The sequence below is a fragment of the Variovorax sp. AB1(2024) genome, from assembly GCF_037482385.2.
In the GTDB taxonomy this organism is placed as follows: Bacteria; Pseudomonadota; Gammaproteobacteria; order Burkholderiales; family Burkholderiaceae_C; genus Variovorax.
The window spans coordinates 1,319,557-1,343,647 of record NZ_JBBHKP020000001.1 but is presented as its reverse complement, the minus strand read 5'-3'; the positions used below and the strand labels follow the sequence as shown (position 1 = coordinate 1,343,647).

At 68.1% G+C, this 24,091-nt stretch carries 21 protein-coding genes; 8 read left to right on the top strand and 13 right to left on the bottom strand.

Going from position 1 to position 24,091, the window contains the following annotated elements:
* Positions 1-79: 79 nt before the first annotated feature.
* The 7 genes from WIX39_RS06455 to WIX39_RS06425 all read left to right on the top strand — a co-directional run bounded on the left by WIX39_RS06455 (position 80) and on the right by WIX39_RS06425 (position 10,163).
* Positions 80-4,789: an RICIN domain-containing protein gene (locus tag WIX39_RS06455; RefSeq protein ID WP_409194688.1), complete on the top strand. Its 4,710-nt coding sequence runs from the start codon at positions 80-82 to the stop codon at positions 4,787-4,789.
* Between the two features lie 140 nt (positions 4,790-4,929).
* Positions 4,930-5,169 (top strand): F0F1 ATP synthase subunit C, encoded by a 240-nt coding sequence (gene atpE, locus WIX39_RS06450; protein WP_081270724.1) that lies wholly within the window; start codon positions 4,930-4,932, stop codon positions 5,167-5,169.
* Positions 5,170-5,325: 156 nt separating this feature from the next.
* Positions 5,326-6,531, top strand: a complete 1,206-nt coding sequence (locus WIX39_RS06445) for an ABC transporter substrate-binding protein (protein ID WP_081270723.1) — start codon at positions 5,326-5,328, stop codon at positions 6,529-6,531.
* 130 nt (positions 6,532-6,661) lie between these two features.
* On the top strand, positions 6,662-7,582 hold the full coding sequence (locus tag WIX39_RS06440) for a branched-chain amino acid ABC transporter permease (protein ID WP_106936011.1): 921 nt from the start codon (positions 6,662-6,664) through the stop codon (positions 7,580-7,582).
* Positions 7,579-8,562 carry a branched-chain amino acid ABC transporter permease gene (locus WIX39_RS06435; protein WP_106936012.1) on the top strand — a complete coding sequence of 328 codons (984 nt, stop codon included), beginning with the start codon at positions 7,579-7,581 and terminating at the stop codon, positions 8,560-8,562. Before WIX39_RS06440 ends, WIX39_RS06435 begins: the two co-directional genes overlap by 4 nt.
* On the top strand, positions 8,559-9,314 hold the full coding sequence (locus WIX39_RS06430) for an ABC transporter ATP-binding protein (RefSeq protein WP_106936013.1): 756 nt from the start codon (positions 8,559-8,561) through the stop codon (positions 9,312-9,314). Before WIX39_RS06435 ends, WIX39_RS06430 begins: the two co-directional genes overlap by 4 nt.
* Before the next feature lie 144 nt (positions 9,315-9,458).
* The gene (locus WIX39_RS06425) at positions 9,459-10,163 is read left to right on the top strand and encodes an ABC transporter ATP-binding protein (RefSeq protein ID WP_106936014.1); all 705 of its coding nucleotides are present in this window, start codon (positions 9,459-9,461) and stop codon (positions 10,161-10,163) included.
* On the opposite strand, the gene WIX39_RS06420 is transcribed toward WIX39_RS06425, so the two are convergent.
* The 12 genes from WIX39_RS06420 to WIX39_RS06365 all read right to left on the bottom strand — a co-directional run bounded on the left by WIX39_RS06420 (position 10,148) and on the right by WIX39_RS06365 (position 22,313).
* Positions 10,148-11,623, bottom strand: a complete 1,476-nt coding sequence (locus WIX39_RS06420) for a SulP family inorganic anion transporter (RefSeq protein ID WP_106936015.1) — start codon at positions 11,621-11,623, stop codon at positions 10,148-10,150. The two genes, WIX39_RS06425 and WIX39_RS06420, sit on opposite strands and share 16 nt — an antisense overlap.
* Before the next feature lie 274 nt (positions 11,624-11,897).
* Positions 11,898-12,611 carry an SDR family oxidoreductase gene (locus tag WIX39_RS06415; protein ID WP_081270717.1) on the bottom strand — a complete coding sequence of 238 codons (714 nt, stop codon included), beginning with the start codon at positions 12,609-12,611 and terminating at the stop codon, positions 11,898-11,900.
* Positions 12,612-12,930: 319 nt separating this feature from the next.
* Positions 12,931-13,539, bottom strand: a complete 609-nt coding sequence (locus WIX39_RS06410; RefSeq protein WP_106936016.1) for a glutathione S-transferase — start codon at positions 13,537-13,539, stop codon at positions 12,931-12,933.
* A gap of 19 nt (positions 13,540-13,558) precedes the next feature.
* Entirely contained in the window at positions 13,559-15,283 is a 1,725-nt protein-coding gene (locus WIX39_RS06405; protein ID WP_409194687.1) for an FAD-dependent oxidoreductase, read from the bottom strand.
* Positions 15,283-16,026, bottom strand: a complete 744-nt coding sequence (locus WIX39_RS06400; RefSeq protein ID WP_106936018.1) for an SDR family NAD(P)-dependent oxidoreductase — start codon at positions 16,024-16,026, stop codon at positions 15,283-15,285. Before WIX39_RS06400 ends, WIX39_RS06405 begins: the two co-directional genes overlap by 1 nt.
* A 24-nt stretch (positions 16,027-16,050) precedes the next feature.
* Positions 16,051-16,800, bottom strand: a complete 750-nt coding sequence (locus WIX39_RS06395; RefSeq protein ID WP_409194686.1) for an SDR family NAD(P)-dependent oxidoreductase — start codon at positions 16,798-16,800, stop codon at positions 16,051-16,053.
* Between the two features lie 24 nt (positions 16,801-16,824).
* Positions 16,825-17,544, bottom strand: a complete 720-nt coding sequence (locus tag WIX39_RS06390; RefSeq protein WP_285411559.1) for an ABC transporter ATP-binding protein — start codon at positions 17,542-17,544, stop codon at positions 16,825-16,827.
* On the bottom strand, positions 17,537-18,313 hold the full coding sequence (locus tag WIX39_RS06385; protein WP_106936020.1) for an ABC transporter ATP-binding protein: 777 nt from the start codon (positions 18,311-18,313) through the stop codon (positions 17,537-17,539). Before WIX39_RS06385 ends, WIX39_RS06390 begins: the two co-directional genes overlap by 8 nt.
* 61 nt (positions 18,314-18,374) lie before the next feature.
* Positions 18,375-19,358 (bottom strand): branched-chain amino acid ABC transporter permease, encoded by a 984-nt coding sequence (locus WIX39_RS06380; RefSeq protein WP_409194685.1) that lies wholly within the window; start codon positions 19,356-19,358, stop codon positions 18,375-18,377.
* Positions 19,355-20,257 carry a branched-chain amino acid ABC transporter permease gene (locus WIX39_RS06375; protein WP_081270710.1) on the bottom strand — a complete coding sequence of 301 codons (903 nt, stop codon included), beginning with the start codon at positions 20,255-20,257 and terminating at the stop codon, positions 19,355-19,357. Before WIX39_RS06375 ends, WIX39_RS06380 begins: the two co-directional genes overlap by 4 nt.
* Before the next feature lie 13 nt (positions 20,258-20,270).
* Complete coding sequence (locus WIX39_RS06370) at positions 20,271-21,488, bottom strand: ABC transporter substrate-binding protein (RefSeq protein WP_081270709.1); 1,218 nt, start codon at positions 21,486-21,488, stop codon at positions 20,271-20,273.
* Between the two features lie 45 nt (positions 21,489-21,533).
* Positions 21,534-22,313 (bottom strand): SDR family NAD(P)-dependent oxidoreductase, encoded by a 780-nt coding sequence (locus WIX39_RS06365; protein ID WP_285411562.1) that lies wholly within the window; start codon positions 22,311-22,313, stop codon positions 21,534-21,536.
* Positions 22,314-22,459: 146 nt separating this feature from the next.
* On the opposite strand from WIX39_RS06365, the gene WIX39_RS06360 reads away from it, so the two are divergent.
* Positions 22,460-23,191, top strand: a complete 732-nt coding sequence (locus tag WIX39_RS06360) for a GntR family transcriptional regulator (protein ID WP_409194684.1) — start codon at positions 22,460-22,462, stop codon at positions 23,189-23,191.
* Here WIX39_RS06360 and WIX39_RS06355 read toward each other — a convergent pair.
* The gene (locus WIX39_RS06355) at positions 23,157-24,065 is read right to left on the bottom strand and encodes an acyl-CoA thioesterase (RefSeq protein WP_081270707.1); all 909 of its coding nucleotides are present in this window, start codon (positions 24,063-24,065) and stop codon (positions 23,157-23,159) included. The two genes, WIX39_RS06360 and WIX39_RS06355, sit on opposite strands and share 35 nt — an antisense overlap.
* Positions 24,066-24,091: the final 26 nt, after the last annotated feature.

Here is a 24,091-nt window from a genome sequence, read left to right as displayed (position 1 = left end):
GGCGACGCATGTCGCCGGCCGGGGTGCGCCCTGCGCGCGCGCTTTTGCAAGTGACCGATACAACAACCTGGAGGCGACGATGAGAATCCGGTATTACTTGATGGCGTTCCTGCTGCCGTTCGTCACGCTGCTGACGCACGCTGCAATCACCGGGGTCAGTCCGATGACGACCCTGAACAACATGGCGGCGGCGGTTTCCGCTGCGGTCGCCGACCCGCTCCCGCTGCAGGGGCCGGGCCTGGGCAACCTCACCTACACCTCGGCGGAACTGTTCAAACCGGTGTCGATGATCACCAGCGCCGCGCATCCGCTCGACCCGGCGCACAGCAGTGCCTACGAATCGCGCGAGGTGCCCGCCACCTACCCGGGCCGCAAGGACTACGGCATGAACGCGGGCATCATGATCAACGGCTACTTCCTCACCTCCTTCGCGCCGGACAGCGGCCTGGGCCCGGGAGGCTTCCTGCTGTACGACGTGTTGAACCCGCGCCAGATCCAGCTCGTCAAGAAGATCTACGAACCCGAGGGCCGCACCAAGGAGTTCCGCGAGACGCACTCCTTCGGCACGGCCAAGGTCGGCGGCAAGACGTACGTGGTGCTGCCCAGCATCAACGGCGTGGAGTTCTGGGACTTCACCGACATCAACGACATCAAGCAGGTGAAGAAGCTGGCGCTGCCCGGCGTCAACGGCGGCGACTACGAAGACGTGGCCTGGCAGCTCTGGTGGCAGGCGCCCTACCTGTACGTGGCCTCGGCCGGCCGTGGCATCTTCATCGTCGATGCCACGGACCCCGCGAACGCGGTGGTTGCCAACCGCGGCGCGGGCAAGCCCAACCCCGTGCCCACCGGCGAACTCGGCGGTTTCCGCATCGGGCCGATCTTCACGATGGGCAACCACATGGTGCTGACCGCGATGGAAAGCAACGGCGGCTTCGCGAGCCTGGACATTTCAGATCCGCTCAACCCCAAGGTGCTCGACTCCATCGTGGGCACCACGCCGTTCTATTACGCGACCTGCTTCGACGGCCGGAACCTGCACGTCTCCACGCGCAACAGCGGCGCGAAGATGTACAGCTACGACCTGAGCGACCGCTCGCGCTTCGTGGCAGAAGACAACCGCCTCGTCATCGACGAGCAGCTCTACTGCGCCACGCAGGACAACTACGTCATACAGGGCGCGCAGACCCGCATCCACAAGGTCGACGTGAGCAACCCGCTCAACCACGTGGAGGTGGGCCGCGGCAGCATCCTGCGCGAGGACGACCCGAACTTCTCGCACTCGGACAACGGCCAGGTCGCGATGTTCGGCAACCTGGTCTTCGTGGGCAACGACCACGGCTCGGGCAGCGGCTTCATCGTGCATTCGGTGGATCCCGACATCACCAGGCCCGAAGTGAAGCAGGTCTCGCCCGCCAGCGGCGCGAAGCAGCAGGCGCTGACCTCGCGCATCGGCCTGGGCATGACCGACAACATCCGGCCGGAGAGCGTGAACGCCAACACCTTCATCGTGCGGCCGGTGGGCGGCAACACGCTGGCAGGCACCTACAGCGTGCAGCTGGGCATCATCAACTTCTCGCCTGACCAGCCGCTGCAGCCCGGCACCAGCTATGAAGTGTTCCTGCCCGCCAACGGCGTGAAGGACTATGCGGGCAACGCCATCGCGGCGGACTACAAGTCGGTGTTCCACACCGGCAACGCGAGCGACATCAGCCTCATGCACTACTGGACGCTGGCGGGCAGCCTGTCGGACCAGATCGGCGCCAATAACGGCACGCCCGCCACCGGCGACGCCTTCGAGAGCATCGGCCTGAACTTCGCCAACCGCACGGCAGGCGTGCCGCTGAAGAACGACACCGTGGCCACCGTGCTCGGCGGCACCGCTTCGCTGAGCTTCTACATGAAGACCACGCAGACAGGCGCGGCCAACTCGTGGACCGCCCCCGGTGTCTTCGGGCGCGACCAGGCGAACGGCACCGACGACGTGTTCTGGGGCTGGCTCGACACCAGCGGGCGCATCAAGCTGTCGGTCGGCAACGACGCGGGCACCGCCTCCTCGGCCGCGGTGAACGACGGCAACTGGCATCACGTGGTGATGACGCGCGACGCCGCCTCCGGCGCGCAGGCGGTGTACGTCGACAGGGTGAAGACCACCTCCGCCGGGCTCGCCGGCACCAAGGGCCTCGCGAACAAGTTCCAGCTGCTGGGGCAGATCCAGGGCAACGCCGCGCTCTTCAAGGGCACGCTGGCGGAAGTGCGGGTGTACGGCCGCGTGCTGAGCGATTCCGATGTGGCCACGCTGCGCGGCCAGGCCATCATCGGCGACCCCGGCATCGGCGGCGGGCCGAAGCTGGTCAACGGCCAGCTGGTGTTCAACCCCGCGACGCTGGGCGCGAGCGGCGCGCAGTACCGCTGGAACTTCGGCAACGGCACGCAGACGGCCTTCTCGAACCAGGCGAACTACACCTACACCTACAACACGCCCGGCCACTACACCGTGACGCTGACGGTGCGCGACGCCCAGGGCCGCGAGACCTACTACACCTACAACCTGACGGTGATCGCGCCGGTCACCGCACAGGCGCCCACGCACACCACCAACATCGCGGGCGACGCCAACTCGGTGTACTCGGTCAACCCCGACAGCGGCACGGTGGCCGCCATCGATGCGCAGACCCTGGCCAAGCGCTGGGAGACCCGCGTGGGCGACGAGCCGAAGACGCTGGCCGTGGGCCCCGACGGCCGCATCTGGGTGCCGGTGCACGGCGAGGACAAGCTGGTGGTGCTCAACCCGGCCAACGGCACCATCTCGGCCACCGTGGCGCTGGCCTACGGCAGCGGGCCCTACGGCGTGGTCTTCACGCCCAACGGCAGCAAGGGCCTGCTGACGCTGGAGAGCAAGTCGGTGCTCATGAGCTTCGACCCCGCCAACGGCAGCACCACCGGCGCGGTGGCGCTCGAGGGCGATGTGCGCGGCATCGCGGTGGCGGCCGATTCGCAGGTGGCCTACGTCACGCGCTTCAAGTCGAAGATGACGGGCAACCAGCTGCACAAGGTCAACCTGCAGAGCATGAGCGGCATGGGCGCCATCGCGCTGCCGGTGGACACCACCACCGTCGACACCGAGAGCCGCGCGCGCGGCGTGGCCAACTACACCGCGCAGGTAGTGATCTCGCCCGACGGCAAGCGCGCCGTGCTGCCTTCGAAGAAGGACAACATCGTGCGCGGCAAATTCCGCGACGGCACGAACCTCGTGCACGACCAGACGGTGCGCTCCATCCTGTCGCAGGTCGACCTGCAGGCGGCGGCGCACAAGTTCGACGAGCAGATCGACTTCGACGACCGGGCACCGGCGCGCGCCGCGCTGTTCTCGCCGGCCGGCGACTACATCTTCGTCGCGCAGATGGAAGGCAACCGCGTGGCCATCGTCGACGCCTACAGCCGCTCCATCCGCGGCGAGATCAACGCCAGCAGCGCGCCGCACGGCCTGTACCTGGACGCGGCGCGCAAGCGGCTGTTCGTCAACAACTTCCTGGCGCGCTCGGTGTCGGTGCACGACGTGGCCTCGGTGCTGTCGTCGGAGACCAATGCGCCGAGCTTCCTGCAGAACGTGCAGACAGTGGCGGTGGAGCCCATGGGCGCCGCGGCGCTGCGCGGCAAGCAGGTGTTCTACAACGCGTCGGACCGCCGCATGAGCAAGGACAACTACCTGTCATGCGCGAGCTGCCACGCCGACGGCGGCGACGACGGCATGGTGTGGGACTTCACCCAGCGCGGCGAGGGCCTGCGCCGCACCATCAGCCTGCAGGGCCGGCGCGGCATGGGCCACGGCAAGCTGCACTGGACGGCCAACTTCGACGAGGTGCAGGACTTCGAGAACGACATCCGCAACGAGTTCGGCGGCACCGGCTTCCTGAGCAATGCAGACTTCGCGGCCACCTCCGACCCGCTGGGCGCGCCCAAGGCCGGCAGGAACGCGCAGCTCGACGATCTGGCGGCCTACCTGACTTCGCTGAACAAGTTCATGCGCAGCCCGGCGCGCGCGGCGGACGGCAGCCTCAGCGTGGACGCGGTGCGCGGCCAGACCGTGTTCAACACGGCACAGTGCGCCACCTGCCACACCGGCGCCACCTTCCGCGACGGGGTGCGGCATGACGTCGGCACGATCCAGGCCTCCTCGGGCAAGGGCATGAACCAGTCGCTGGCGGGCGTGGGCTTCGACACGCCGACGCTGCTGGGCACCTGGAACACCACGGCGTTCTTCCACAACGGCCAGGCGGCCACGCTGCAGGACGTGCTCGCCAGCGGCCACGGCAATGCGTCCAGCCTGCCGGCCAACGACGTGGTGGCGCTGCGCGAATACGTTCGCTCGCTCGACAACGACCCGACGCCGGTGGTCACGCGTATCCGCTCCAACCTGAGCAACCTGTGCGTGAACGTGAAGGGCGCGGCAACCACGAGCGGCACGACGGTGGTGCAGTGGCCGTGCGGAAACGCCGGCAACGAGCGCTTCACCATGGCGCAGACCGGCGACGGCTTCGTGCAGTTCAAGGTCGAGCACAGCGGCCTGTGCCTGGCGCAGAGCGGCACCGCGACCACCAACGCGGCCGTGGTGCAGCTGGCCTGCTCGGCCGGCAACACGACGCACTGGAGCCTGGTGGGCTCGACCCTGCGCAACCGCGCCTCGGGCTCCTGCCTGGACGTGCCCGGCGGCGCGACCGCCCAGGACACGGCGCTGATCACCTGGACCTGCAACGGCGGCAACAACCAGAACTGGACGCAGGCGCCCTGAGGCTTCGACGCTTCGCCTGCGAGCCGGCCGTATTCACGGCCGGCTTTTTTTCGCTTGCCCCATGACCTCCCACGTCATGGACCGTGCGCACCCGCTCTGGGAAAGTCTCTCCATCAATCAACCAACCAGGAGAAAACACCATGACCGGCTTCAACATCCTTCCGCTCGCAGTCGCATTGCTGATCGGCATTGCCGCACTCGGTTCGTGCCTCGGCATCGGGCTGGTGGGCCAGAAGTTCCTGGAAAGCAGTGCGCGCCAGCCCGAGATGGTGGACACGCTGCAGACCAAGTTTTTCCTGATCGCCGGCGTGACCGACGGCGCATTCATCATCGCCACCGGCATCGGCCTGTGGTTCGCCACGGCCAACCCCTTCGGCTGAACGGAAACGACACGACGCACTGGCACCATTCGTGCTAGTACCGTTGACACCAAATCGTTTATGGCTAAAGTATTTAGCTATCAACGGTTCGGTGCCATGGCTGCCGCAAGACGCGGCAGCCGGTGCGTCGTTTCATCCTTCCACGCCGGAGAATCCATGAGCCATCTGCCCCCGAAGTCGCCCGCGCTGCCGCGCACCCTGCTGTCGCTGCTGCTGTGCGGCGCCGCCCTTGGCACCGCCGCGCAGGCCATGGCCGCACCCGTGAAGGTGGGCCTGGCGCTCGACATCTCGGGGCCCTTCGCGGCACTTGGCGCCGAAGCGCGCGACGGCTTCGCGCTGGGCATCAAGCAACTGGGCGGCAAGCTCGGCGGACAGGACGTGGAGTTCGTGCAGGCCGACATGGCCGGCAGCCCCGACCAGGCCAAGCAGCTGGTCGACCGCATGATCCAGCGCGACAAGATCGACCTCTTCAGCGGCCCCATCGGCTCCAACGTGGCGCTGGCCGTGGGCCCGACGCTGTTCAACGCCAAGGTGCCCTACCTCTCGGCCAACGCCGGCCCGAGCCAGTTCGCCGGTGCGCAGTGCAACGCCTACTTCTTCGGAACCGCCTACCAGAACGACCAGTTCCACGAAGCCGCCGGCAAGTTCGCGCAGGACCGCGCGTTCAAGAAGATCGTGCTGATCGCGCCCAACTACCCCGCCGGCAAGGACGCGCTGGGCGGCTTCAAGCGCCAGTTCAAGGGCCAGGTGGCCGACGAGCTCTACACCAAGCTCGGCCAGATCGACTACGCCGCCGAACTCGCGCAGCTGCGCGCGGCCAAGCCCGATTCCATCTACTTCTTCCTGCCCGGCGCGATGGGCATCAACTTCATCAAGCAGTTCGTGGGCGCGGGCCTGTCGAAGGACATCACGCTGGTGACCAGCGGCTTCTCGGCCGACGAAGACGTGATCGGCGCCGTGGGCGATCCGATGCTCGGCCTGTTCAACACCTCGCACTGGGCGCACGACCTCGACAACCCCGCCAACAAGGCCTTCGTGGCCGCTTTCCGCAAGGAATACAACGGCCGCTATCCATCGGTGTACGCCGCGCAGGCCTATGACGCGATCCTCGCGATGGACGCGGCGGTGAAGCAATCGGGCGGCAACGCGCAGAACCGCGAAGCCGTGGTGGCCGCGCTGAAGAAGGCCAACTACGCATCGACGCGCGGCAGCTTCAAGTACGCCAACAACCACTACCCCATCGAGAACTTCTACCTGCGCGTGATCGGCAAGGATGCGCAGGGCAAGGTCACGAACAAGCTGATCAACACCGTGCTCACCAACTACGGCGACTCCTACGCCGACAAGTGTCCGCTCAAGTAGCTTGCCCCCAGGCTTCGCGCACTTCGTGTCGCTTCGCCTACCCCCTGCCGGGGGCGACACCTGAGGCCCGGCGAAGCCGGTTCCTCGGTGTCTCCTGAATGAAAACGCGGGCAACCCTGTTGGTTCTTCTATGAGTGGAATTCTTGTTCTGGAGCAGCTGCTCAACGGCCTCGGCTACGGGCTGATGCTGTTCCTGCTGGCGGCCGGGCTGACGCTGGTGTTCGGCATCATGGACGTGCTGAACCTGGCGCACGGCTCGCTGTTCATGGCGGGCGCGTATGTGGCGGCCGAGGCGCACACGCGCACCGGCTCGTTCGCCGCGGCCATCGTCATCGCGGTGGCGGTCACGGTGGTGGTGGCGCTGCTGCTCGAAGTGCTGCTGATGCGCCGGCTCTACACACGCGACCATCTCGCGCAGGTGCTCGCCACCTTCGGCGTGATCCTGGTGGCCGACGACATCGTGACGATGACCTGGGGGCCCTCGCCGGTGATGGCGCCGACGCCTGCCGCGCTCTCGGGTCCGGTGCAGCTGATGGACGGCCTGCCCTATCCGGCGTACCGCCTGGTGATCCTCGTGGGCGGGCTGCTGGTGGCGCTGGCGCTGTACCTGCTGGTGAACCACACGCGCATCGGCATGCGGGTGCGCGCGGGCGCCTCCGACCGGCCGATGGCCGAGCTGATGGGCGTGCGCGTGGGCCGCATCTTCAACGGCGTGTTCCTGCTGGGTGCCGCGCTGGCGGCGCTGGCCGGCGCGCTGATGGGGCCGATCGTCGCGGTGCAGGTCGGCATGGGCGAAGCGATCCTGATCCCGGCGCTGGTGGTGCTGGTGATCGGCGGCATCGGTTCGGTGCGCGGCGCCTTCGTGGCCGCACTGTTGGTGGGCGTGGTCGACACCGTGGGGCGCGCCTTCGTGCCGATGCTGCTGCGCGCCACGCTGCCGCCGGCCACCGCCGCCGACCTGGGGCCGCTGTTCGCCGAAGTCGCGATGTACGCGCTGATGGTGGTGGTGCTCATCTTCCGGCCATCAGGCCTTTTCTCGGCACGCGCATGAAGTCACCCTCACGCTACATCGGCCTCGGGCTGCTCCTTGTGCTGCTCACGGCGTTTCCGCTGGTCGCGCCGCTGTTCGGGCTCGAGTTCTACATCGGCTTCGTGCGGCGCGTGCTCATCGTGGCACTGGCGGCGGCGAGCCTCAATTTCATCCTCGGCTTCGGCGGCATGGTGGCGCTGGGGCATGCGGGCTTCATCGGCATCGGCGCGTACACGGTGGTGGCGCTGAGCGACGCGGGCGTGATGTCGGGCTGGATCATGTGGCCGGCCGCCGCGCTCATGGCCGGCCTGGTGGCCACGCTGATCGGCACGGTGGCGCTGCGCACGCGCGGCGTGTACTTCATCATGACCACGCTGGCCTTCGCGCAGATGCTGTACTTCGTGGTGGTGTCGCTGCGCCGCTATGGCGGCGACGACGGCTACACGCTGATGTCGCGCCCCACGCTGCTGCCCGGCCTCGACCTGGGCAATGAGTCGAACTTCTACTGGGTGGTGCTGGCGATCGTCGCGCTGGCGCTTTGGTGGCTGCACCGCGCGACGCAATCGCGCTTCGGCCATGCGCTGATGGGCATCCGCGACAACGAGACGCGCATGCGGGCGCTGGGCTATCCGGTGTTCCGGCTGCAGCTGGTGGCGTTCGCCATCGCGGGCGCCATCGCGGGGCTGGCGGGTGCACTGCTGGCCGGCGGCAACGGCTTCGTGAGCCCGGCCACGATGCACTGGACGCAGTCGGCGACGCTGCTGGTGATGGTGGTCATCGGCGGGCTGGGGCGCAGCTGGGGCGGGCCTGTGGGAGCTGTCGTGTGGCTGGTGCTGGAAGAAGCGCTCAAGCAGCATACGGAGCATTGGCACATGCCGCTGGGACTGTTGCTGATTGCCGTTGCCCTGTGGGCGCCCAAAGGATTGGCCGCACTGTACAAGCGCCGCCTGCCCCTCACCCCAACCCTCTCCGCAGAGGGGAGAGGGAGTAAAGCACCATGAGCCTCTTCAGAATCGAAGGGTTGGTCAAGCGCTTCGGCGGACTGCTGGCCACCGACCACGTGAACCTCACGGTGGAGCGCGGCGAAGTGCATGCGCTCATCGGGCCGAACGGGGCGGGCAAGACCACGCTGGTGAACCTGATCACCGGGCTGCTGAAGGCCGACGCCGGTCGCCTGCTGCTCGACGAGAAGGACATCACCTCGCTGAAAGACCACCAGCGCGTGGCCGCCGGCATGTCGCGCTGCTTCCAGGTGACGCGCGTCTTCGCCAAGGAAACCGTGCACGACAACCTGATGCTCGCGGCGCAGGCCCATGCGGGCAGCAGCCTGCGCTTCATGGCGCCGCGCGCCAAGGAGCGCGACCTCGTCGACCGCGCGGTGACACTGGCCGACCGCGTGGGCCTGGGCAGCGAGCGCGACCGCATCGCCGGCACGCTGCCGCACGGTGCGCAGCGCGCGCTCGACGTGGCGCTGGCACTCGCGGCCGAGCCCAAGCTGCTGCTGCTCGACGAGCCGATGGCCGGCATGGGGCCGGACGAATCCGCGCGCATGGTCGAGCTGATCGAATCGCTGCGCGCGTCGATGGCCATCCTGCTGATCGAACACGACATGGACGCGGTGTTCCGCCTGGCCGACCGGCTCACCGTGCTGGTGCAGGGCAAGGTGCTGATGAGCGGCACGGCCGACGAAGTGCGCGGCCATCCCGATGTGCAAGCCGTGTACCTCGGCACCGAAGCGGAGGGGCATTCATGACTCGCCCCCAGGCTGCGCGCACTTCGTGTCGCTGCGCCAACCCCCTATCGGGGGCAACACCTGCGGCCCGGCAAAGCCGGTTCCGCGGTGTTCCTCAAACTGGAAACACCCACTTCGCACTTCAAAGTGCGACGAGGTACTGAGATGCTGTTGGAAGCGAAGGCCATCGAAGCCGGCTACGGCGCGAGCCAAGTGCTGTTCGGCATCGACATCGACATCCGTCCCGGCGAAGTGCTGGCGCTGCTCGGCCGCAACGGCATGGGCAAGAGCACGCTGCTCAAGGTGCTGACCGGCACGCTGGCACCGATGCGCGGCGACGTGCGTTTCGACGGCGCGGCCATCGGCGGGCACAAGCCCGACGCCATCGCGCGGCGCGGCGTGGCCATCGTGCCCGAGGGGCGGCATGTGTTCCCCAACCTCAGCGTCGACGAGCACCTGCGCGCCTTCGCACGGCCGCGCCCCGGCAGCGCGCCGCGCTGGACGGTCGAGGCGCTCTACGGCCTGTTTCCGCGCCTGTCGGAGCGCAAGGCCAACGCGGGCAACCAGCTCTCGGGCGGCGAGCAGCAGATGCTGGCCATCGCGCGCGCGCTGTCCACGCACCCGCGCCTGCTGATCCTGGACGAAGCCACCGAAGGCCTCGCACCGGTGATCCGCGAGGAAATCTGGAATTGCATCGCCACGCTCAAGGCAGAGGGCGAAGCGATCCTGGTGGTCGACAAGTACGTGCAGCGCCTGCTGCCGCTGGCCAACCGCCATGTGATCCTGGAGCGCGGACGCGTGGTGTGGCAGGGCGACTCGGCGGCGCTGGATGCCGACCGGTCGCTGTGGACGCGCTACCTGGGCGTTTGAGCCTGGGGCGCCGCGTCGAGCTGCAGGATCAGGTCCTGGCTGGCGCGGTTGAGCCCGCTCACTTCCACCACGCTGCCATGCTTGCGCAGCCGCTCGACCACCTTCCTGAGTGCGGCCACGGCCGTCACGTCCCAGAAGTGCGCGCCTGACACGTCGATGTGCACCGGCGCACCGTCGATCTCGCGCACGTCGAATGCATCGACCAGCATGTCTGCCGATGCGAAGAACACCTGCCCGGTGACGCGGTACACGCGCGTGCCATCCGCGTGCTGCGCGGCATGCACGTGCAGCAGCCGCGCCACCTTGAAGGTGAAGAACACGCCGCTGAGCATCACGCCCGTGGCCACGCCGGCCGCGAGGTTGTCGGTGGCGACGGTGACGGCCACCGTCGCGAGCATCACCGCGCTGGACATGCGCGGATGCCGCACCAGCGCGCGCAGCGAACCCCAGTCGAAGGTCGATGCCGACACCATCACCATGATCGCCACCAGCGCCGCCAGCGGCACCTGCGACACCCAGGGCTTGAGCAGCACCATGAGGATCAGCAGGAAAGCGCCGGCGAAGAGCGTCGACAACCGCCCTCGCCCGCCGTAGCGCACGTTGCTCACCGTCTGGCCGATCATTCCGCAGCCCGCGATGCCGCCGAAGAAGCTGGCGGCTACGTTGGCCACGCCCAGGCCGCTGCATTCGCGGTTCTTGGAGCTGGGCGTGTCTGTCAGCTCGTCGACCACGCTGGCGGTCATCATCGATTCGAGCAGGCCGACCATCGCGATGGCGAAGGCAGGCAGCGCGATGATGCGCAGCGTGTCCAGCGTCAGCGGCACGTCGGGCATTGCGAACGCCGGCAGCGCGCCGGGCAGTTGCCCGAGGTCGGCCACCGTCTTCAGCGGCAGGCCCAGCCAGTGGCCCGCCAGCGTCACGACCACGATGCACACCAGCGGCGACGGCACAGCCGTGGTGATGCGCGGCAGCAGGTAGATGACGGCCAGCCCCAGGCCGACCATGGCCCAGGTCGCGGTGTTGGCGCCGATGAAGTGCGGCATCTGCGCCGCGAAGATCAGGATGGCCAGCGCATTGACGAAACCGGTGCGCACCGACGACGACACGAAGCGCATCAGCACCCCGAGCCGCAGCAGCCCGAACACGATCTGCATCAGGCCCGCGAGCACGCCGGCCGCCAGCAGGTATGGCAGGCCATGCGCATGCACCAGCGGCGCAGCCACCAGCGCCACCGAACCGGCCGCGGCCGACACCATGGCCGGCCGCCCGCCCGTGAAGGCGATGACGATGCCGATGACGAAGGAAGCGAACAGCCCCACGGCCGGATCGACGCCGGCCACGAAAGAGAAAGCGATGACTTCGGGAATGAGCGCGAAGGTGGCGACGGCGCCGGCCATCAGCTCGCGGGGAATGCTCGGGCACCACTCGGCGCGCAGGCGACTGTGCGGGGAAGAAGACATGGGAAGAAGAAAAATGAAGGCGCCCCGCATCGGCCGACGAGGCGATGCGGGACATGCATGGGCAGGAAGCGAAAAGGAAGCCGGCTTGCTTGCGGCTCCCCAGGTGTGGTGGCGGCCGGAGCAGGCCGCCGCGCATCACTGCGCAGCCTTCATCAAGGAGGCGTGGGCCGCGAGCAGCCTGACTGCCGGCGACGGATGGGGAAGCGGGGCATCCTCGGACACATGGGCCGCAATTGTAGGCAGCCCGAAGGACTGCCCTCTACGACTTGCTCACTTACACCGAGCGCGTGATGCCGCCGTCCACCCGCAGGTTCTGCCCCGTGATGTAGCCGCCGCCTTCCGACGCCAGGAAGCCGATGACCGCCGCGATCTCGCTGCTCTTGCCGTAGCGGCCCATCGGAATGCGCGAACGGAACTCGGCCTTCTCGGGCAGGCTGTCGATGAAGCCCGGCAGCACGTTGTTCATGCGCACGTTCTGGGCGGCGTACTTGTCGGCGAACAGTTTGGTGAAGGCCGCGAGCCCGGCGCGGAATACGCCGGAGGTGGGGAACACCGGGTCGGGCTCGAAGGCGGCGAAGGTGGAGATGTTGATGATGCTGCCGCCGCCCTGCGCCACCATCAGCGGCGCGACGAGCCGGCTGGGCCGCACCGCGCTCAGCAGGTAGACGTCCATGCCGCGGTGCCAGTCTTCGTCGGTGATCTCGAGGATGGGCGCACGAGGCCCATGGCCCGCGCTGTTGACCAGCACGTCGACGCGACCCCACTGGTCGGTGACCTTGTCCACCAGGCGCTTGATGTCGTCGTTCGACTGGTTGGAGCCCGTCACGCCGATGCCGCCCAGTTCCGCGGCCAGCGCCTCGCCCTTGCCAGACGACGAAAGAATGGCGACACGAAAGCCATCGGCCGCGAGCTTGCGGGCCGCAGCCGCGCCCATGCCGCTGCCACCGGCGGTGACTATGGCTACTTTTTTCTGTGCTTCGGAAGACATGTATGGGGTCCTTGGTTCATGCTGGACCTGCATTTTTAGCCGAGGATTTTCTGGGGGGTGTGCACAGGCCACCGGGTACTCCCCTCCGCGAATGTCCCCCGGGGCTGCGCCCCTCCTCCTTTATTTCGCTGCGGGGAGCACCCGGTGTCCTGTGCACGGGGCACGCTGCCGGTGCTCGACCGGTCAACCGGCGCTGCGTCCAACGCTCACGCCGGCGGGGTACCTTGCGCAGCGAAATAAAGGAGGAGGCCGCAGGCCGGGGGACATTCGCGGAGCAAGGTACCCCGTCGGCGTGAGCGCGCCCCGAGCCGAACGAAACTCAGGCAGTAGGCAAAGTGGCCTGCATCGACGAACGCTGGTTGAACACCTCGAACCACTTCGCGCTGTTAGGCGCTTCGGCACGCCAGTCGACCGAAGGAAAGCGGAAGTCCATGTACCCCAGCGCGCAACCGAATGCGATGGTGCCGATGTCCACTCGGTCGCCGAAGGAGGGCGCCGCAGTCTCGAGCCATTCGAGGCCGGTGCGCACCTTCGACAGTTGGCCATCGGTCCACTCAGACCAGCGCAAGGCCTCGGGACGCAACACGTTCTCATACCGTGCGAGCAATGCGGCACCCGTCATGCCGTCGGCCAGCGACAGCTCGGTCAACCGCGCCCAGCGCTGCGCACCTTCGGCCGGGAACAGCTTGCCCGACTGCGTGGCGTTGAGGTACTCGCAGATCACGCGGCTGTCGAACAGCACCTGGCCGTCGTCCGTGAGGAACGTCGGCACCTGGCCGAGCGGGTTCTTCGGGATGATGGTGGCGTCGCGCTTCACGGGGCCGGCCGCGCTCGGCAGCTTCTCGATGCGATCGGCAATGCCGAGCTCGTGCGCCACGACCATGCACTTGCGGACGAAGGGGGATGCGGGAGAGAAGAAGATTTTCATGACGAGGTGCTGTTGTCTTTCAATGGTGTTCGGCGGCGGAGCCGTGTGCCAGGTGCATGCCCGCCACCCAGCCGAAGGTTAGCGCGGGTCCGAGCGTGATGCCCGGCGCAGGGTACTCACCACCCATCACGGAGTGCATGTCGTTCCCGGCCACGTACAGGCCAGCGATGGGCTCGCCCTGCGCATCGAGCGCCCGCGCGTTGCCGTCGGCGCGGATGCCCAGCGCGGTGCCGATGTCGCCGGGGTACACCTTCACGGCATAGAACGGCGCCTGATTCACCGGCGCGAGGCAGGCATTGGGTTGATGCTCCGGATCGCCGAGGTAGCGGTTGTAGGCATCGCTGCCCTTGCCGAACACCGGGTCCTGGCCCTGCGCGGCAAGCGGGTTGAACCTGGCGACGGTTCGCGCCAGCCCGGCCGGGTCCACGCCCGCCTGCTGCGCGAGCGCTTCGAGCGTGTCTGCGCGATGGAGATAGCCGGCGCGCACCAGATGCTCGCGCGGACGACCGCCGGGCAACGCAAGGCCCAGGCCCCACTTCTCCATGAACGCGCTGTCGCACACCAGCAGCGCCGGAATGCTCGCGGCCTTGGCGTTCGCACGGTACATGCCGCGCACGAACTCGTGGTACGAGGTCGATTCATTGACGAAGCGCTCGCCGCGCGCATCGACCGCGATCAGCCCCGGCTTGGCGCGGTCCCACACCAGGTGCGGGTACCGCAGCACGCTGCCGTCAGGGCGCGTGAGCAACGAGACGGGCGCCCACAGCGCCGGCCCCGCGTGGCCCGTGCCGAGCACGCCGCCGGCCTGCTGCGCCATCGCAATGCCTTCGCCCGCATTGTCTTGCGGCGACATCGAGTACGGCCCGGTGGGTGCCGGATAGTGCTGGCCGCGCATGGCTGCGTTCCACGGAAAGCCGCCGGTGGCGATGACCACGCCGCGCCGCGCGTGCACCGTCAGTTCCTTGCCGTCGCGGCGCAGTCGCACGCCGGTGACCGCGCCTGTCGCGTCTTTCTCCAGCCCCAGCGCCGGCGTGTTCAGCCAGAACGGAATGCCCTTCTTCAGCACGCTGTGAAAAAGCCGGGCAGCCAGCGCATTGCCGAGCAGCAGCCGCGTGCCGCGGTGGTGGCCGCTCAGGCGGTCGCCGAAGTAGCGCAGCACCATCTTCACCCCATGCTTCCACGACGCGAACGAACGCCAGACCGCAAGCAGGTGCTTCACGTCGGTCATGTTGACCATCATGCCGCCGAGCACGCAGAACTCGGGCAGCGGGTCGCGCAGCGTCTTGAAGTGCGGGCCGAGCAGCCGGCCGTCGAACTCGATGGGATCGAGCGAGCGGCCGCCCATCGCGGCGCCTTCGCGGTCGGGGTAGTAGTCGGGCGAGTAGGTGCGCGCGGCGAGCTGCACGTCGGTGCGCTCGCGCAGGTAGCGCAGCGCGAGCGGGCCGGCGTCGAGGAATGCGTGGCGCAGCTCTTCGTCGCCGGCCGCGCCCACGGTGTTCTGCAGGTAGGTCCAGGCCTTGCCGCGCGTGTCGGGATGGCCGGCCGCCTCGGCCTGGTCGTTCAGCGGCACCCACACGGCGCCGCCCGAGATGGCCGTCGATCCGCCGATGCGGTCGGTCTTCTCGACCACCAGCACGTCGAGGCCTTCGAGGCTGGCGGTGAGCGCGGCGGAAAGGCCGCCCGCGCCACTGCCGACGACGACCACGTCGTACGCGGTCTTTTCCTGTTGTTGCTGCCGTGCCATCAGGACCCCGACCCGCCGAGCGACTTGCCGCCGTCCACGAACAGCACCTGCCCGGTAACGAAGCAGGTCGCCGGCGACGCGAAGAAGGCCACCGCGTGCGCGATGTCCTCGGGCCGTCCCGCCGCGCCGGTGGGCTGCAGCGCAAGCTGCGCGGCCAGGCGTTCGGGCGACAGCGCGCGCAGCAGCGGCGTGTCGATCAGCCCCGGCGCGATGGCGTTGACCATGATGCCGCGCGGCGCAAGCTCCATCGCGCTGGCGCGCGTGTAGCCGACCAGTGCAGCCTTGGAGGCCACATAGTGCGCGTGGTTCTTCGCGCCCAGGTAGGCACGCGATGCGATGTTGACGATGCGCGCGCCGTCCGCCATCTTGCGCGCGGCCTCCTGCGTGAGCGTGGCCACGGCCAGCAGGTTCACTTCGTACATGCGGCGGAAGTCCGCCGAGGTCACGTCGAGGAAGGCTCGCTCGTCGAAGATGCCTGCGTTGTTGACCAGCGCGGTGAGCGGCGGCAGCTGCTGCACCATCGCGCGCACGGCGGCCTCGTCTGTCAGGTCGATGGCGCGGCATTCCACGTCGAGGCCCGCGCTGCGCAGCACCTGCGTCTCGCGCTCGGCAAGCTCGCCGTTGTAGTCGGCCATGACCACGCGCCAGCCGCCCTGCGCCATGCGCTCGACGATGGCGCGGCCCATGCCGCTGGCGCCGCCCGTCACCAGGACGAGCGGCTTCTCTGTACTGCTGTTGTTCATGATTGTTCCGATGTGCGGCGGTGCTCAGACCGCCAGGTAGCCGCCATCGACCGGCAGCACCACGCCATTGACGTAGCTGGCCATCGAGGAAGCGAGAAAGACGACCGGCCCGGCGATCTCGTCGGCCTCGCCGTGGCGCTTGATGGGCACGCGGCTCATGTACCAGTCGGTGCCGTGTTCGGTCTCGCGCTGGCCGGCCGTCATGTCCGTGACCATGAGGCCCGGCGCCACCGCGTTCACGCGCACGCCGTAAGGCGCCAGGTCACGCGCCAGCACCTGCGTGAGGGAGCGCACGCCGCCCTTGGCCACCACATAGCCGGCCGACGAGATGCCCGCACCGAAGGCCACGATGGACGACAGGTTCACGATGTTGCCCTGCGTGCGCTTGAGCGCCGGCACGAAGGCCTGCGTGACGTTGAACACGCCCTGCAGGTTGACCGACATGACGCGGTCCCAGGCTTCGCGCGCGCCGGGCTCGTCGAACTTCGAGCGCGCGGAGATGCCAGCGTTGTTGACCAGCACGTCGATGTCGCCGTGCGACGCCGCGACGCGCACCGCGAGCGCATCGACCGCCGCCGCATCGCTCACGTCGACGCTCTCGGCATCGGCGCGGCCGCCGGCTTCGCGGATCGACGCGGCCACCTTTTGCGCGACTTCGAGGTCGCGGTCCACCACCAGCACATGCGCGCCCTCGGCCGCCATGCGGCGCGCGATGGCTTCGCCCAGGCCGCGCGCGGCGCCGGTGACCAGCGAGAGTTTGTCTTTGAGGAGCATGAACTTTCTTTCTGGGAAGCGGCGTCAGACGCCGAGGTAGGCGCGGCGCACCGCTTCGTCGTTTGCCAGTTGTGCGGCGGGACCGTGCAAGGAGATCTCGCCGTTCTCCAGGATGTAGCCGTAGCTCGACACCGCCAGCGCGAGCTGCACGTTCTGCTCGACCAGCAGGATCGTGATCTTCTGTTCGCGGTGCAGGCGCTCGATGATCCCGAACATCTGCTCCACCAGCAGCGGCGACAGGCCCATCGACGGTTCGTCGAACAGCATCACGCGCGGGCGCGCCATCACCGCGCGGCCGATGGCCAGCATCTGCTGCTCGCCGCCCGACAAGGTGGCGGCCATCTGGTGCTGGCGCTCCTTCAGGCGCGGGAACATCGTGTAGACCGACTCCAGGTCGTTGCGGATGCCCGCGCGGTCGCGCCGCAGGTAGGCACCGAGGTCGAGGTTCTCGCGCACGCTCATGTCGCGGAACACCTGGCGGCCTTCGGGCACCTGCACGATGCCGCGCCTGACCAGCGCGTCGGAGCCCAGCCGGTCGATGCGTTCGCCGTCGAGCCGCACCTCGCCCTCGGTGCAGTCCACCAGGTTCGAGATGCAGTTCAGCGTGGTGGTCTTGCCTGCGCCGTTGCTTCCGAGCAGCGCGACGATCTCGCCCTCCGGCACGTCGACCGACACGTCGCACAGCGCCTGGATGCGGCCGTAGGCGGCCGAGATGGCGCGCAGGGACAACAGTGCTTCAGCCATGCGCGGCTCCTTTTCCACTTCCTTTGCCAAGATAGGCCTCGATCACGCGCGCATTGCTGCCGATTTCCGCGGGCGTGCCTTCCGCGATCTTTTCGCCGAAGGCCATGACGGTGATGCGGTCAGAGATCGACATCACCAGCTGCATCACATGCTCGACCAGCAGCACGGTGATGCCGTCGCGCGCCACCAGCTCCTTGAGCAGCCGGTCGAGGCTTTCGATCTCGCGGTTGCGCAGGCCGGCCGCGGGCTCGTCGAGCAGCAGCAGCTTGGGCTTGATGGCGAGCGCGCGCGCCAGCTCCAGCAGCTTCTGGCGTCCGAAGTCGAGATCGCGCGCCGGCTGGTGGCGCTCGTCGGCCAGGCCGACGCGCTCCAGCAGGTGCATCGCAAAGTCTTCGGTCTCGCGATCAGGACGGCGCAGCAGCCTGCCCAGCGTGGCGGCGCCGCGCGAGTGCGTTCCGAGCAGCACGTTCTCGAGCACCGACAGTTCGGCGAACAGCTCCAGGTTCTGGAAGGTGCGCGCGATGCCCAGCGAGGCCATGCGGTGCGGCGACACGCTGGTGAGCTCGCGCCCTTCGAAGGTCACGCTGCCGCTGCTGGGCGTGTAGAAACGCGAGATGCAGTTGAAGGTGGTCGACTTGCCCGCGCCGTTCGGCCCGATGAGCGCATGGATGCGGCCCTGCTCCACCTGGAACGAGAGCCCGTTCACCGCCTTCAGGCCGCCGAACACCACGCTGATGTCGCGCACGTCGAGGAATGCGGTCGTGTTCATTGAATAACCTCCGCGCTGCGCGCTACGGTGCGAGCTTGCTCGGGGCGGCCCAGCGCGGCGCTCATGCGTGCTTCTCCGTTGCGTTCACGGAAGTCGCGCGCTGCGACTTGCGGCGCGCCGCGAAGAGCGACGCCATGCCCTTGGGCAGGAACATCATGAAGAGCATGAGGATGCCGCCGTAGATGATTTCCTGGTACGACGGCGCCTGCCGCAGCAGCTCCGACGCCAGGCCGAACACGATGGCGCCGGCCACCGCGCCGCGCACCGAACCCAGGCCGCCCACCACCACCATCGTGAGGATCAGGATGGTGGTCTGGAAGCCCAGGCTCTCGGGATGGATGAAAGAGGTGAACAGCGTGTACATGCCGCCCGCCACGCCCGCGAAGGCGGCCGACAGCACGAAGGCCGTGACCTTCACCGCGCGTGTGTTCACACCCATGGCGATGGCCGCCACGTCGCTCTCGCGCACCGCGCGGAACGACGACCCCAGCCGCGAGCGCGACAGCGCCACCGTGAGCCACAGCATCAGCGCCGCGATGGCCACCACGAAGGGGTATGCCTGCAGGTCGTTGAGCAGCTGATGGCCGCCGAGCGAGGCCGGCTTCATCTGCAGGCCGTTGGAGCCGTTGGTCACCGATTCCCAGTTCAGGAACACCCACTGCATCGCCTCGCCGAAGGCGAAGGTGGCCAGCGCCAGGTAGATGTCGCGCATGCGCAGCGCCAGCAGTCCGATCACCCAGCCCAGTACGGCCGACAGCACGGCGCCCGCGAGGATCGACACGAAGAACGGCGGCTGCCACTGGTTGTTGATGAGCCCGGCCGTGTAGATGCCGATGCCGAAGAAGGCCGCGTGCGACAGCGCGAACTGGCCCGTCTCGCCGATGACCAGGTGCATGCCCAGCGCCAGCACCGAGAACACCATCAGCAGGTTGACCACGTACAGCACATAGCCGCTGGTGGTGAAGGGCAGCACCGCGAGCACCACGGCCATGCCGAGCAGCACCCCGCGGTCCCACCAAGGGGACGAAACTGTCGAAGCGCTCATACCTTCTTCACCTGAGGCTTGCCGCCGAGCAGCCCTTGCGGACGCACCAGCAGCACCACCATGATCGCCACGAAGGGCGCGACCACGATGGCGTTGGACGAAATGAAAAGCCCCACCAGGTTCTCGACGATGCCGATGATGAAGCCGCCGACCACCGCGCCCGGCAGGCTGGTGAAGCCGCCGACGATGGCCGCCGCGTAGGCCAGGATCGCGATGTGGCCGATGTCGGGCGTGATGAGGATCTTGGGCGTGATCAGCAGCGCCGAGATGGCCGAGATGACACCCGTGAGCGCCCAGATCTTCATGCGGATGGTGCCGAGCTTCACGCCCACGATCTGCGCGCCGCGCGGGTTCATGCCCACCGCGCGCATGGCCTGGCCGGTGCGGGTGCGCGTGAACATCAGGTACAGCAGCACCATCACCACCACGGCCGAGCCGAAGATGGCCAGGTCGAGCAGCGTGAGCGAGGCCTGCCCGATCATGATGGGGTCCTGCGGCACCAGCGAGGGCAGCGAGCGCGGCGTGTCGCCCAGGCCGGTCTTGCGCACCAGCCCCTTGAGCAGGTACGCGAAGCCGAGCGTGGCAATGACGAGCTGCACGCCCACGCCGCGCGAGGCGGTCACGCGCTGCATCACCACGCGCTGGAAGGCCGCGGCGAGCAAGGCGGTGACCACGATGCTCGCGAGCACCGCGGCCCAGTAGGGCCAGCCCCACACCACCAGCGGAAAGAGCGCGGCGTAGCCGCCGGCCATGAAGATTTCGCCTTGCGAGAAGTTCGGCACGTCGGTCGTCTTGAAGACCATGACGATCGCCACCGCGAGCAGCGCGTAGACGCTGCCGGTGACGATGCCGGACAGCACGCCCTGCTGGACGAACAGCCAGATGTCGGAAAGACTCATGTCGCGCCGGCCGTCAGGGCTTGTACTGCCACACGCTCTTGTAGCTGCCCGGCACCAGCGCCATGTTGCTGCCGTCGAACTTGATGTAGATCGCCGCTTCCTGCGCCGCGTGGTCCTGCGGGCCGAACTCGATCGGGCCGGCCATCACGCCGGAGTCGAACTTCATCGTCGACAGCGCCGCGAGCACCTTCTCGCGCGTCGGGTTGGGGCCGGCCGCCTTCAGTGCGTTGACCACGGCCATCGCGGGCGGAATGCCGTAGGGCATGTAGGCCTGCGGATAACCCGGCTTGGAGGCCAGGTCGGGGTAGGAGGCCTTGTACATGTCGTACACCCACTTGAGCTTGGGGCCGCCGGGCACGTCGGCCAGCACTTCCTGGATGTAGACGTTCTTGAAGGCATCCTTGTTGCCCACGTTCTCCACCAGCTGCTTGAGGTCGGCGGTGGAGTTGACGGCCAGCACGATGGGCTTGTTGAAGCCCAGCTCGAAGGCGCGCTTGACGATCAGGCTCACCGGCCGTGCATAGGTGGTGAGCAGCAGCACGTCGGGGTTGGCGGCCTTGATCTTCAGCATGGGCGCGGTCACGTCGGTGATGTTCGGGTTGACCGACTGCACCTGCAGGTCGACGCCGCCCAGGGCCTTGGCCTGCGCCTGGGCCGACTCCAGGTTCCAGCCGCCGTAGGCGTCGTCGTGGTTGATGTAGCCGATCTTCTTCGCCTTGAGCTGCTCGCTCGCGAACTGCACCATCGAGCCGCCCACCGCATGCTGCGAGATGGAGAACGCGCCGTAGATGTACTTCGACGGCGGATACAGCGCGCCGTCGCCAGAGGCGTTGAGCATGACCAGCGGGATCTTCGCGCGCTCGACGTATTCGCGCGCGCCCACCACGGCGGCCGAGCAGGAGCCGCCGTTGAGCAGGAACACCTGGTCCTGCTCGGTGAGCTTCTTCACCGCGGCCAGCAGGTCGTTGGCGTTGCAGCGGTCGTCTTCCACCACGAGCTCGATCTTGCGGCCGTTCACGCCGCCTTCCTTGTTGATCTTGTCGTAGTACATCTTCGCGGCGTTGATGACGTCGAAGCCGTAGTTCATCGACGGGCCCGACATCGGCGAGAACATGCCGATCTTGATGGTCTTGTCGGTCAGGCCGGGCTCGGCCTGCGCGAGCGCGGCGGGCGCCGTCGCGCAGAGCGCGACGCCCAGGGCCAGTGCCGAAATGAGGAAGTTCTTTTTCATGAGCTGTCTCCGTTGGAATGAAAGGGTGAAAGACCTGCGCGGCCGTCACTGCATGCGGTAGCCGCCGTTGACGTCGATCACGTTGCCGGTGATGTACGCCGCCTGCTCCGACACCAGGTAGTCGACCGCGCCGGCCACGTCGTCCACCGTGCCGATGCGCCCGAGCGGGATGCTGGCGGCGGCCGCGTCGAGCGCGCCGCTGCTGCGCACGGTGCCGCGCAGCATGTCGGTGTCGATCAGCCCGGGGGCCACCGAATTGACCGTGACGCCCAGGTGCGCCGATTCGCGCGCCATCGCCTTCGTGAGGCCGAGCACCGCCGACTTGGCGCCGATGTAGGTGGCGCTGGAGCGGTAGCCGCCCAGCTGCGCCGCCACCGAGCCGAAGGTGACGATGCGGCCGTGCGCCACGGGCGCCGCTTCGCGCCGGCGCAGGTAGGCGCGCCCGCACAGGAACACGCTGCGCGCGTTGACGGCGAAGGTGCGCTCCCAGTCTTCGAGCGTGGTGTCCTTGATCGGCGAACGCTCACCGCCGGGCATCAGCAGGATGCCGGCCACGCAGACCATCGCGGCCACCGGGCCGAGCGTGCTCTCGATGTCGTCGAACGCGGCTTCGACGGCGGCTTCCTGGCTCACGTCGAACTCGCGGAAGTGGTGGCCCTCGCCGAGCGACCGGGCAACGGCGCGGGCGTTGTCGCCGTCGATGTCGGCCACCACGACGCGAAAGCCGCTGGCCGCGAGGCGGCGGCACACGGCCTCGCCGATGCCGCGGCCGCCGCCGGTCACGAGGGCCAGCCGGCCGTGAGGTTGTGCATGATGTTCCGACATGGGCTGCAAGGTCTCCGGGCCGCTTCGAGGCGGCATGAAAGTTGATCGAGGGCCGCATTGTGTATACATGAACACTTTTCGAAGCCCTCGTTTTCCCTGATATCACGCCTCATTTCTGACTTTCACTGGCATCATGTATACCTGACATGGACACACTCTCCCAACAAGTCACCGAGACGCTGCGCACCTGGATCCTTCACGGCAGGCTGCAGCCGGGCATGCGCGTGGAAGAAGTGCCGATCGCCGAAACCCTCAAGGTGTCGCGCACGCCGGTGCGCGCCGCGCTGGCCGCGCTGGCGATGGAAGGGCTGATCGACCACCAGCCGAAGAAGGGCTACCTGGTGCGCTCGTTCGCGCTCGAGGACATCCTCGCGGCCTACGAGGTGCGCTCGGTGCTGGAGGGGCTGGCCTGCAGGCGCTTCGCCGCGCTGGGCGTGGACGAGTCGACCGCCGCGCTGTTGCAGGAGTGCCTGCGCGAAGGCGACGAAATACTTGCGAAGGGAAAGCTGCTGGCCGAAGACCTCGCGCCCTACCAGCAGATGAATGTGCGGCTGCACAACGCGCTGATGCATGGTGCGGGCAACCAGTGGATCGTGCGCTTCGGCGCGCAGGCGCAGGCGGTGCCGTTCGCGTCGGACCGCATCATGCTGTGGCACGACCACGGCGTGATCCTGCGTTCGCACGACGACCACCACCGCATCGTGCAGGCCGTGATTTCAGGCGACGCCGCTCGCGCGGAGCAGCTGATGCGCGAGCATGTGTACTACGCCGGCATCCTGCTGCGCGACAACTACCAGCGACTGCTGGGCGAGCGCAGCCGCGACGGGCTGCAGCAGGCCGCGCTCACGGGCGAGTCGTCGCCGTCCACGGCTTCCTGATGCGCAGCATGCCTTCCTGCGCGGCCGAGGCCACAAGGCGGCCGTCGCGCGCATAGAGGCTGCCGCGGCACAGGCCGCGCGCGCCGCCGGCGCTGGGCGAGTCGAGCACGTACAGCAGCCAGTCGTCCATGCGGAAATCGCGGTGGAACCACATCGCGTGGTCCAGGCTGGCGGGGCGCACCTGGCCGCTCATGAAGCTCAGGCCGTGCGGCAGCATCGCGGCGCGCAGCAGGCCGTGGTCGGAGGCGTAGGCCAGCAGCGCGCGATGCACCATCGGGTCGTCGGGCAGCGGCGCGATGGCGCGCATCCAGATCGCGCTTTGTGCCGAGGCCGGGCGCGGCAGCGGCGCCATCAGGTCTTCGGGGTCGACGCGGCGGTACTCGATGCCGTGCGGCTGGATCGCCTTGCTGCGCCATGGCTCGGGCAGGCGGTCGCCCAGGGCGATGCGCTGGTCGAGCTCGCTGGCGAGGCCTTCGGGGCCGGCCACGGCGGGCATGTCGAACTGGTGCTCGACGCCCTCGTCCACGGTCTGGAACGAGGCCGACATCTCGAAAATGATGCGCTCCTGCTGGCGCGCCACCACGTGGCGGGTGGTGAAGCTGCGGCCGTCGCGCACGCGGTCCACGCTGTATTCGATGGGCGCATGCTCGCCCGGCAGCAGGAAGTAGGCGTGCATCGAATGCACCGGGCGCTCGGCGCCGACCGTGAGGCTGGCGGCCATGAGCGACTGGCCGAGCACCTGGCCGCCGAAGACGGCGGGGGTGCCGATGTCCTCGCTCCGGGCCCGGAAGCGGTCGCCGCCCAGGGGTTCGAGCTGCATGAGCGCGACGAGTTCGTCGACGAGGCGGGAGGCGGTGGCGGAGTCGGTGGTCATCGGAAAGTAGAAAGCGGGGCGAGGCT

What these genes read in the sequence shown, in the direction of transcription:
- WIX39_RS06455 (WP_409194688.1), top strand. Translation starts at nt 80, where the DNA reads ATGAGAATCCGGTATTACTTGATGGCGTTCCTGCTGCCGTTCGTCACG.
- atpE (WP_081270724.1), top strand. Translation starts at nt 4,930, where the DNA reads ATGACCGGCTTCAACATCCTTCCGCTCGCAGTCGCATTGCTGATCGGC.
- WIX39_RS06445 (WP_081270723.1), top strand. Translation starts at nt 5,326, where the DNA reads ATGAGCCATCTGCCCCCGAAGTCGCCCGCGCTGCCGCGCACCCTGCTG.
- WIX39_RS06440 (WP_106936011.1), top strand. Translation starts at nt 6,662, where the DNA reads ATGAGTGGAATTCTTGTTCTGGAGCAGCTGCTCAACGGCCTCGGCTAC.
- WIX39_RS06435 (WP_106936012.1), top strand. Translation starts at nt 7,579, where the DNA reads ATGAAGTCACCCTCACGCTACATCGGCCTCGGGCTGCTCCTTGTGCTG.
- WIX39_RS06430 (WP_106936013.1), top strand. Translation starts at nt 8,559, where the DNA reads ATGAGCCTCTTCAGAATCGAAGGGTTGGTCAAGCGCTTCGGCGGACTG.
- WIX39_RS06425 (WP_106936014.1), top strand. Translation starts at nt 9,459, where the DNA reads ATGCTGTTGGAAGCGAAGGCCATCGAAGCCGGCTACGGCGCGAGCCAA.
- WIX39_RS06420 (WP_106936015.1), bottom strand. Translation starts at nt 11,623, where the DNA reads ATGTCTTCTTCCCCGCACAGTCGCCTGCGCGCCGAGTGGTGCCCGAGC.
- WIX39_RS06415 (WP_081270717.1), bottom strand. Translation starts at nt 12,611, where the DNA reads ATGTCTTCCGAAGCACAGAAAAAAGTAGCCATAGTCACCGCCGGTGGC.
- WIX39_RS06410 (WP_106936016.1), bottom strand. Translation starts at nt 13,539, where the DNA reads ATGAAAATCTTCTTCTCTCCCGCATCCCCCTTCGTCCGCAAGTGCATG.
- WIX39_RS06405 (WP_409194687.1), bottom strand. Translation starts at nt 15,283, where the DNA reads ATGGCACGGCAGCAACAACAGGAAAAGACCGCGTACGACGTGGTCGTC.
- WIX39_RS06400 (WP_106936018.1), bottom strand. Translation starts at nt 16,026, where the DNA reads ATGAACAACAGCAGTACAGAGAAGCCGCTCGTCCTGGTGACGGGCGGC.
- WIX39_RS06395 (WP_409194686.1), bottom strand. Translation starts at nt 16,800, where the DNA reads ATGCTCCTCAAAGACAAACTCTCGCTGGTCACCGGCGCCGCGCGCGGC.
- WIX39_RS06390 (WP_285411559.1), bottom strand. Translation starts at nt 17,544, where the DNA reads ATGGCTGAAGCACTGTTGTCCCTGCGCGCCATCTCGGCCGCCTACGGC.
- WIX39_RS06385 (WP_106936020.1), bottom strand. Translation starts at nt 18,313, where the DNA reads ATGAACACGACCGCATTCCTCGACGTGCGCGACATCAGCGTGGTGTTC.
- WIX39_RS06380 (WP_409194685.1), bottom strand. Translation starts at nt 19,358, where the DNA reads ATGAGCGCTTCGACAGTTTCGTCCCCTTGGTGGGACCGCGGGGTGCTG.
- WIX39_RS06375 (WP_081270710.1), bottom strand. Translation starts at nt 20,257, where the DNA reads ATGAGTCTTTCCGACATCTGGCTGTTCGTCCAGCAGGGCGTGCTGTCC.
- WIX39_RS06370 (WP_081270709.1), bottom strand. Translation starts at nt 21,488, where the DNA reads ATGAAAAAGAACTTCCTCATTTCGGCACTGGCCCTGGGCGTCGCGCTC.
- WIX39_RS06365 (WP_285411562.1), bottom strand. Translation starts at nt 22,313, where the DNA reads ATGTCGGAACATCATGCACAACCTCACGGCCGGCTGGCCCTCGTGACC.
- WIX39_RS06360 (WP_409194684.1), top strand. Translation starts at nt 22,460, where the DNA reads ATGGACACACTCTCCCAACAAGTCACCGAGACGCTGCGCACCTGGATC.
- WIX39_RS06355 (WP_081270707.1), bottom strand. Translation starts at nt 24,065, where the DNA reads ATGACCACCGACTCCGCCACCGCCTCCCGCCTCGTCGACGAACTCGTC.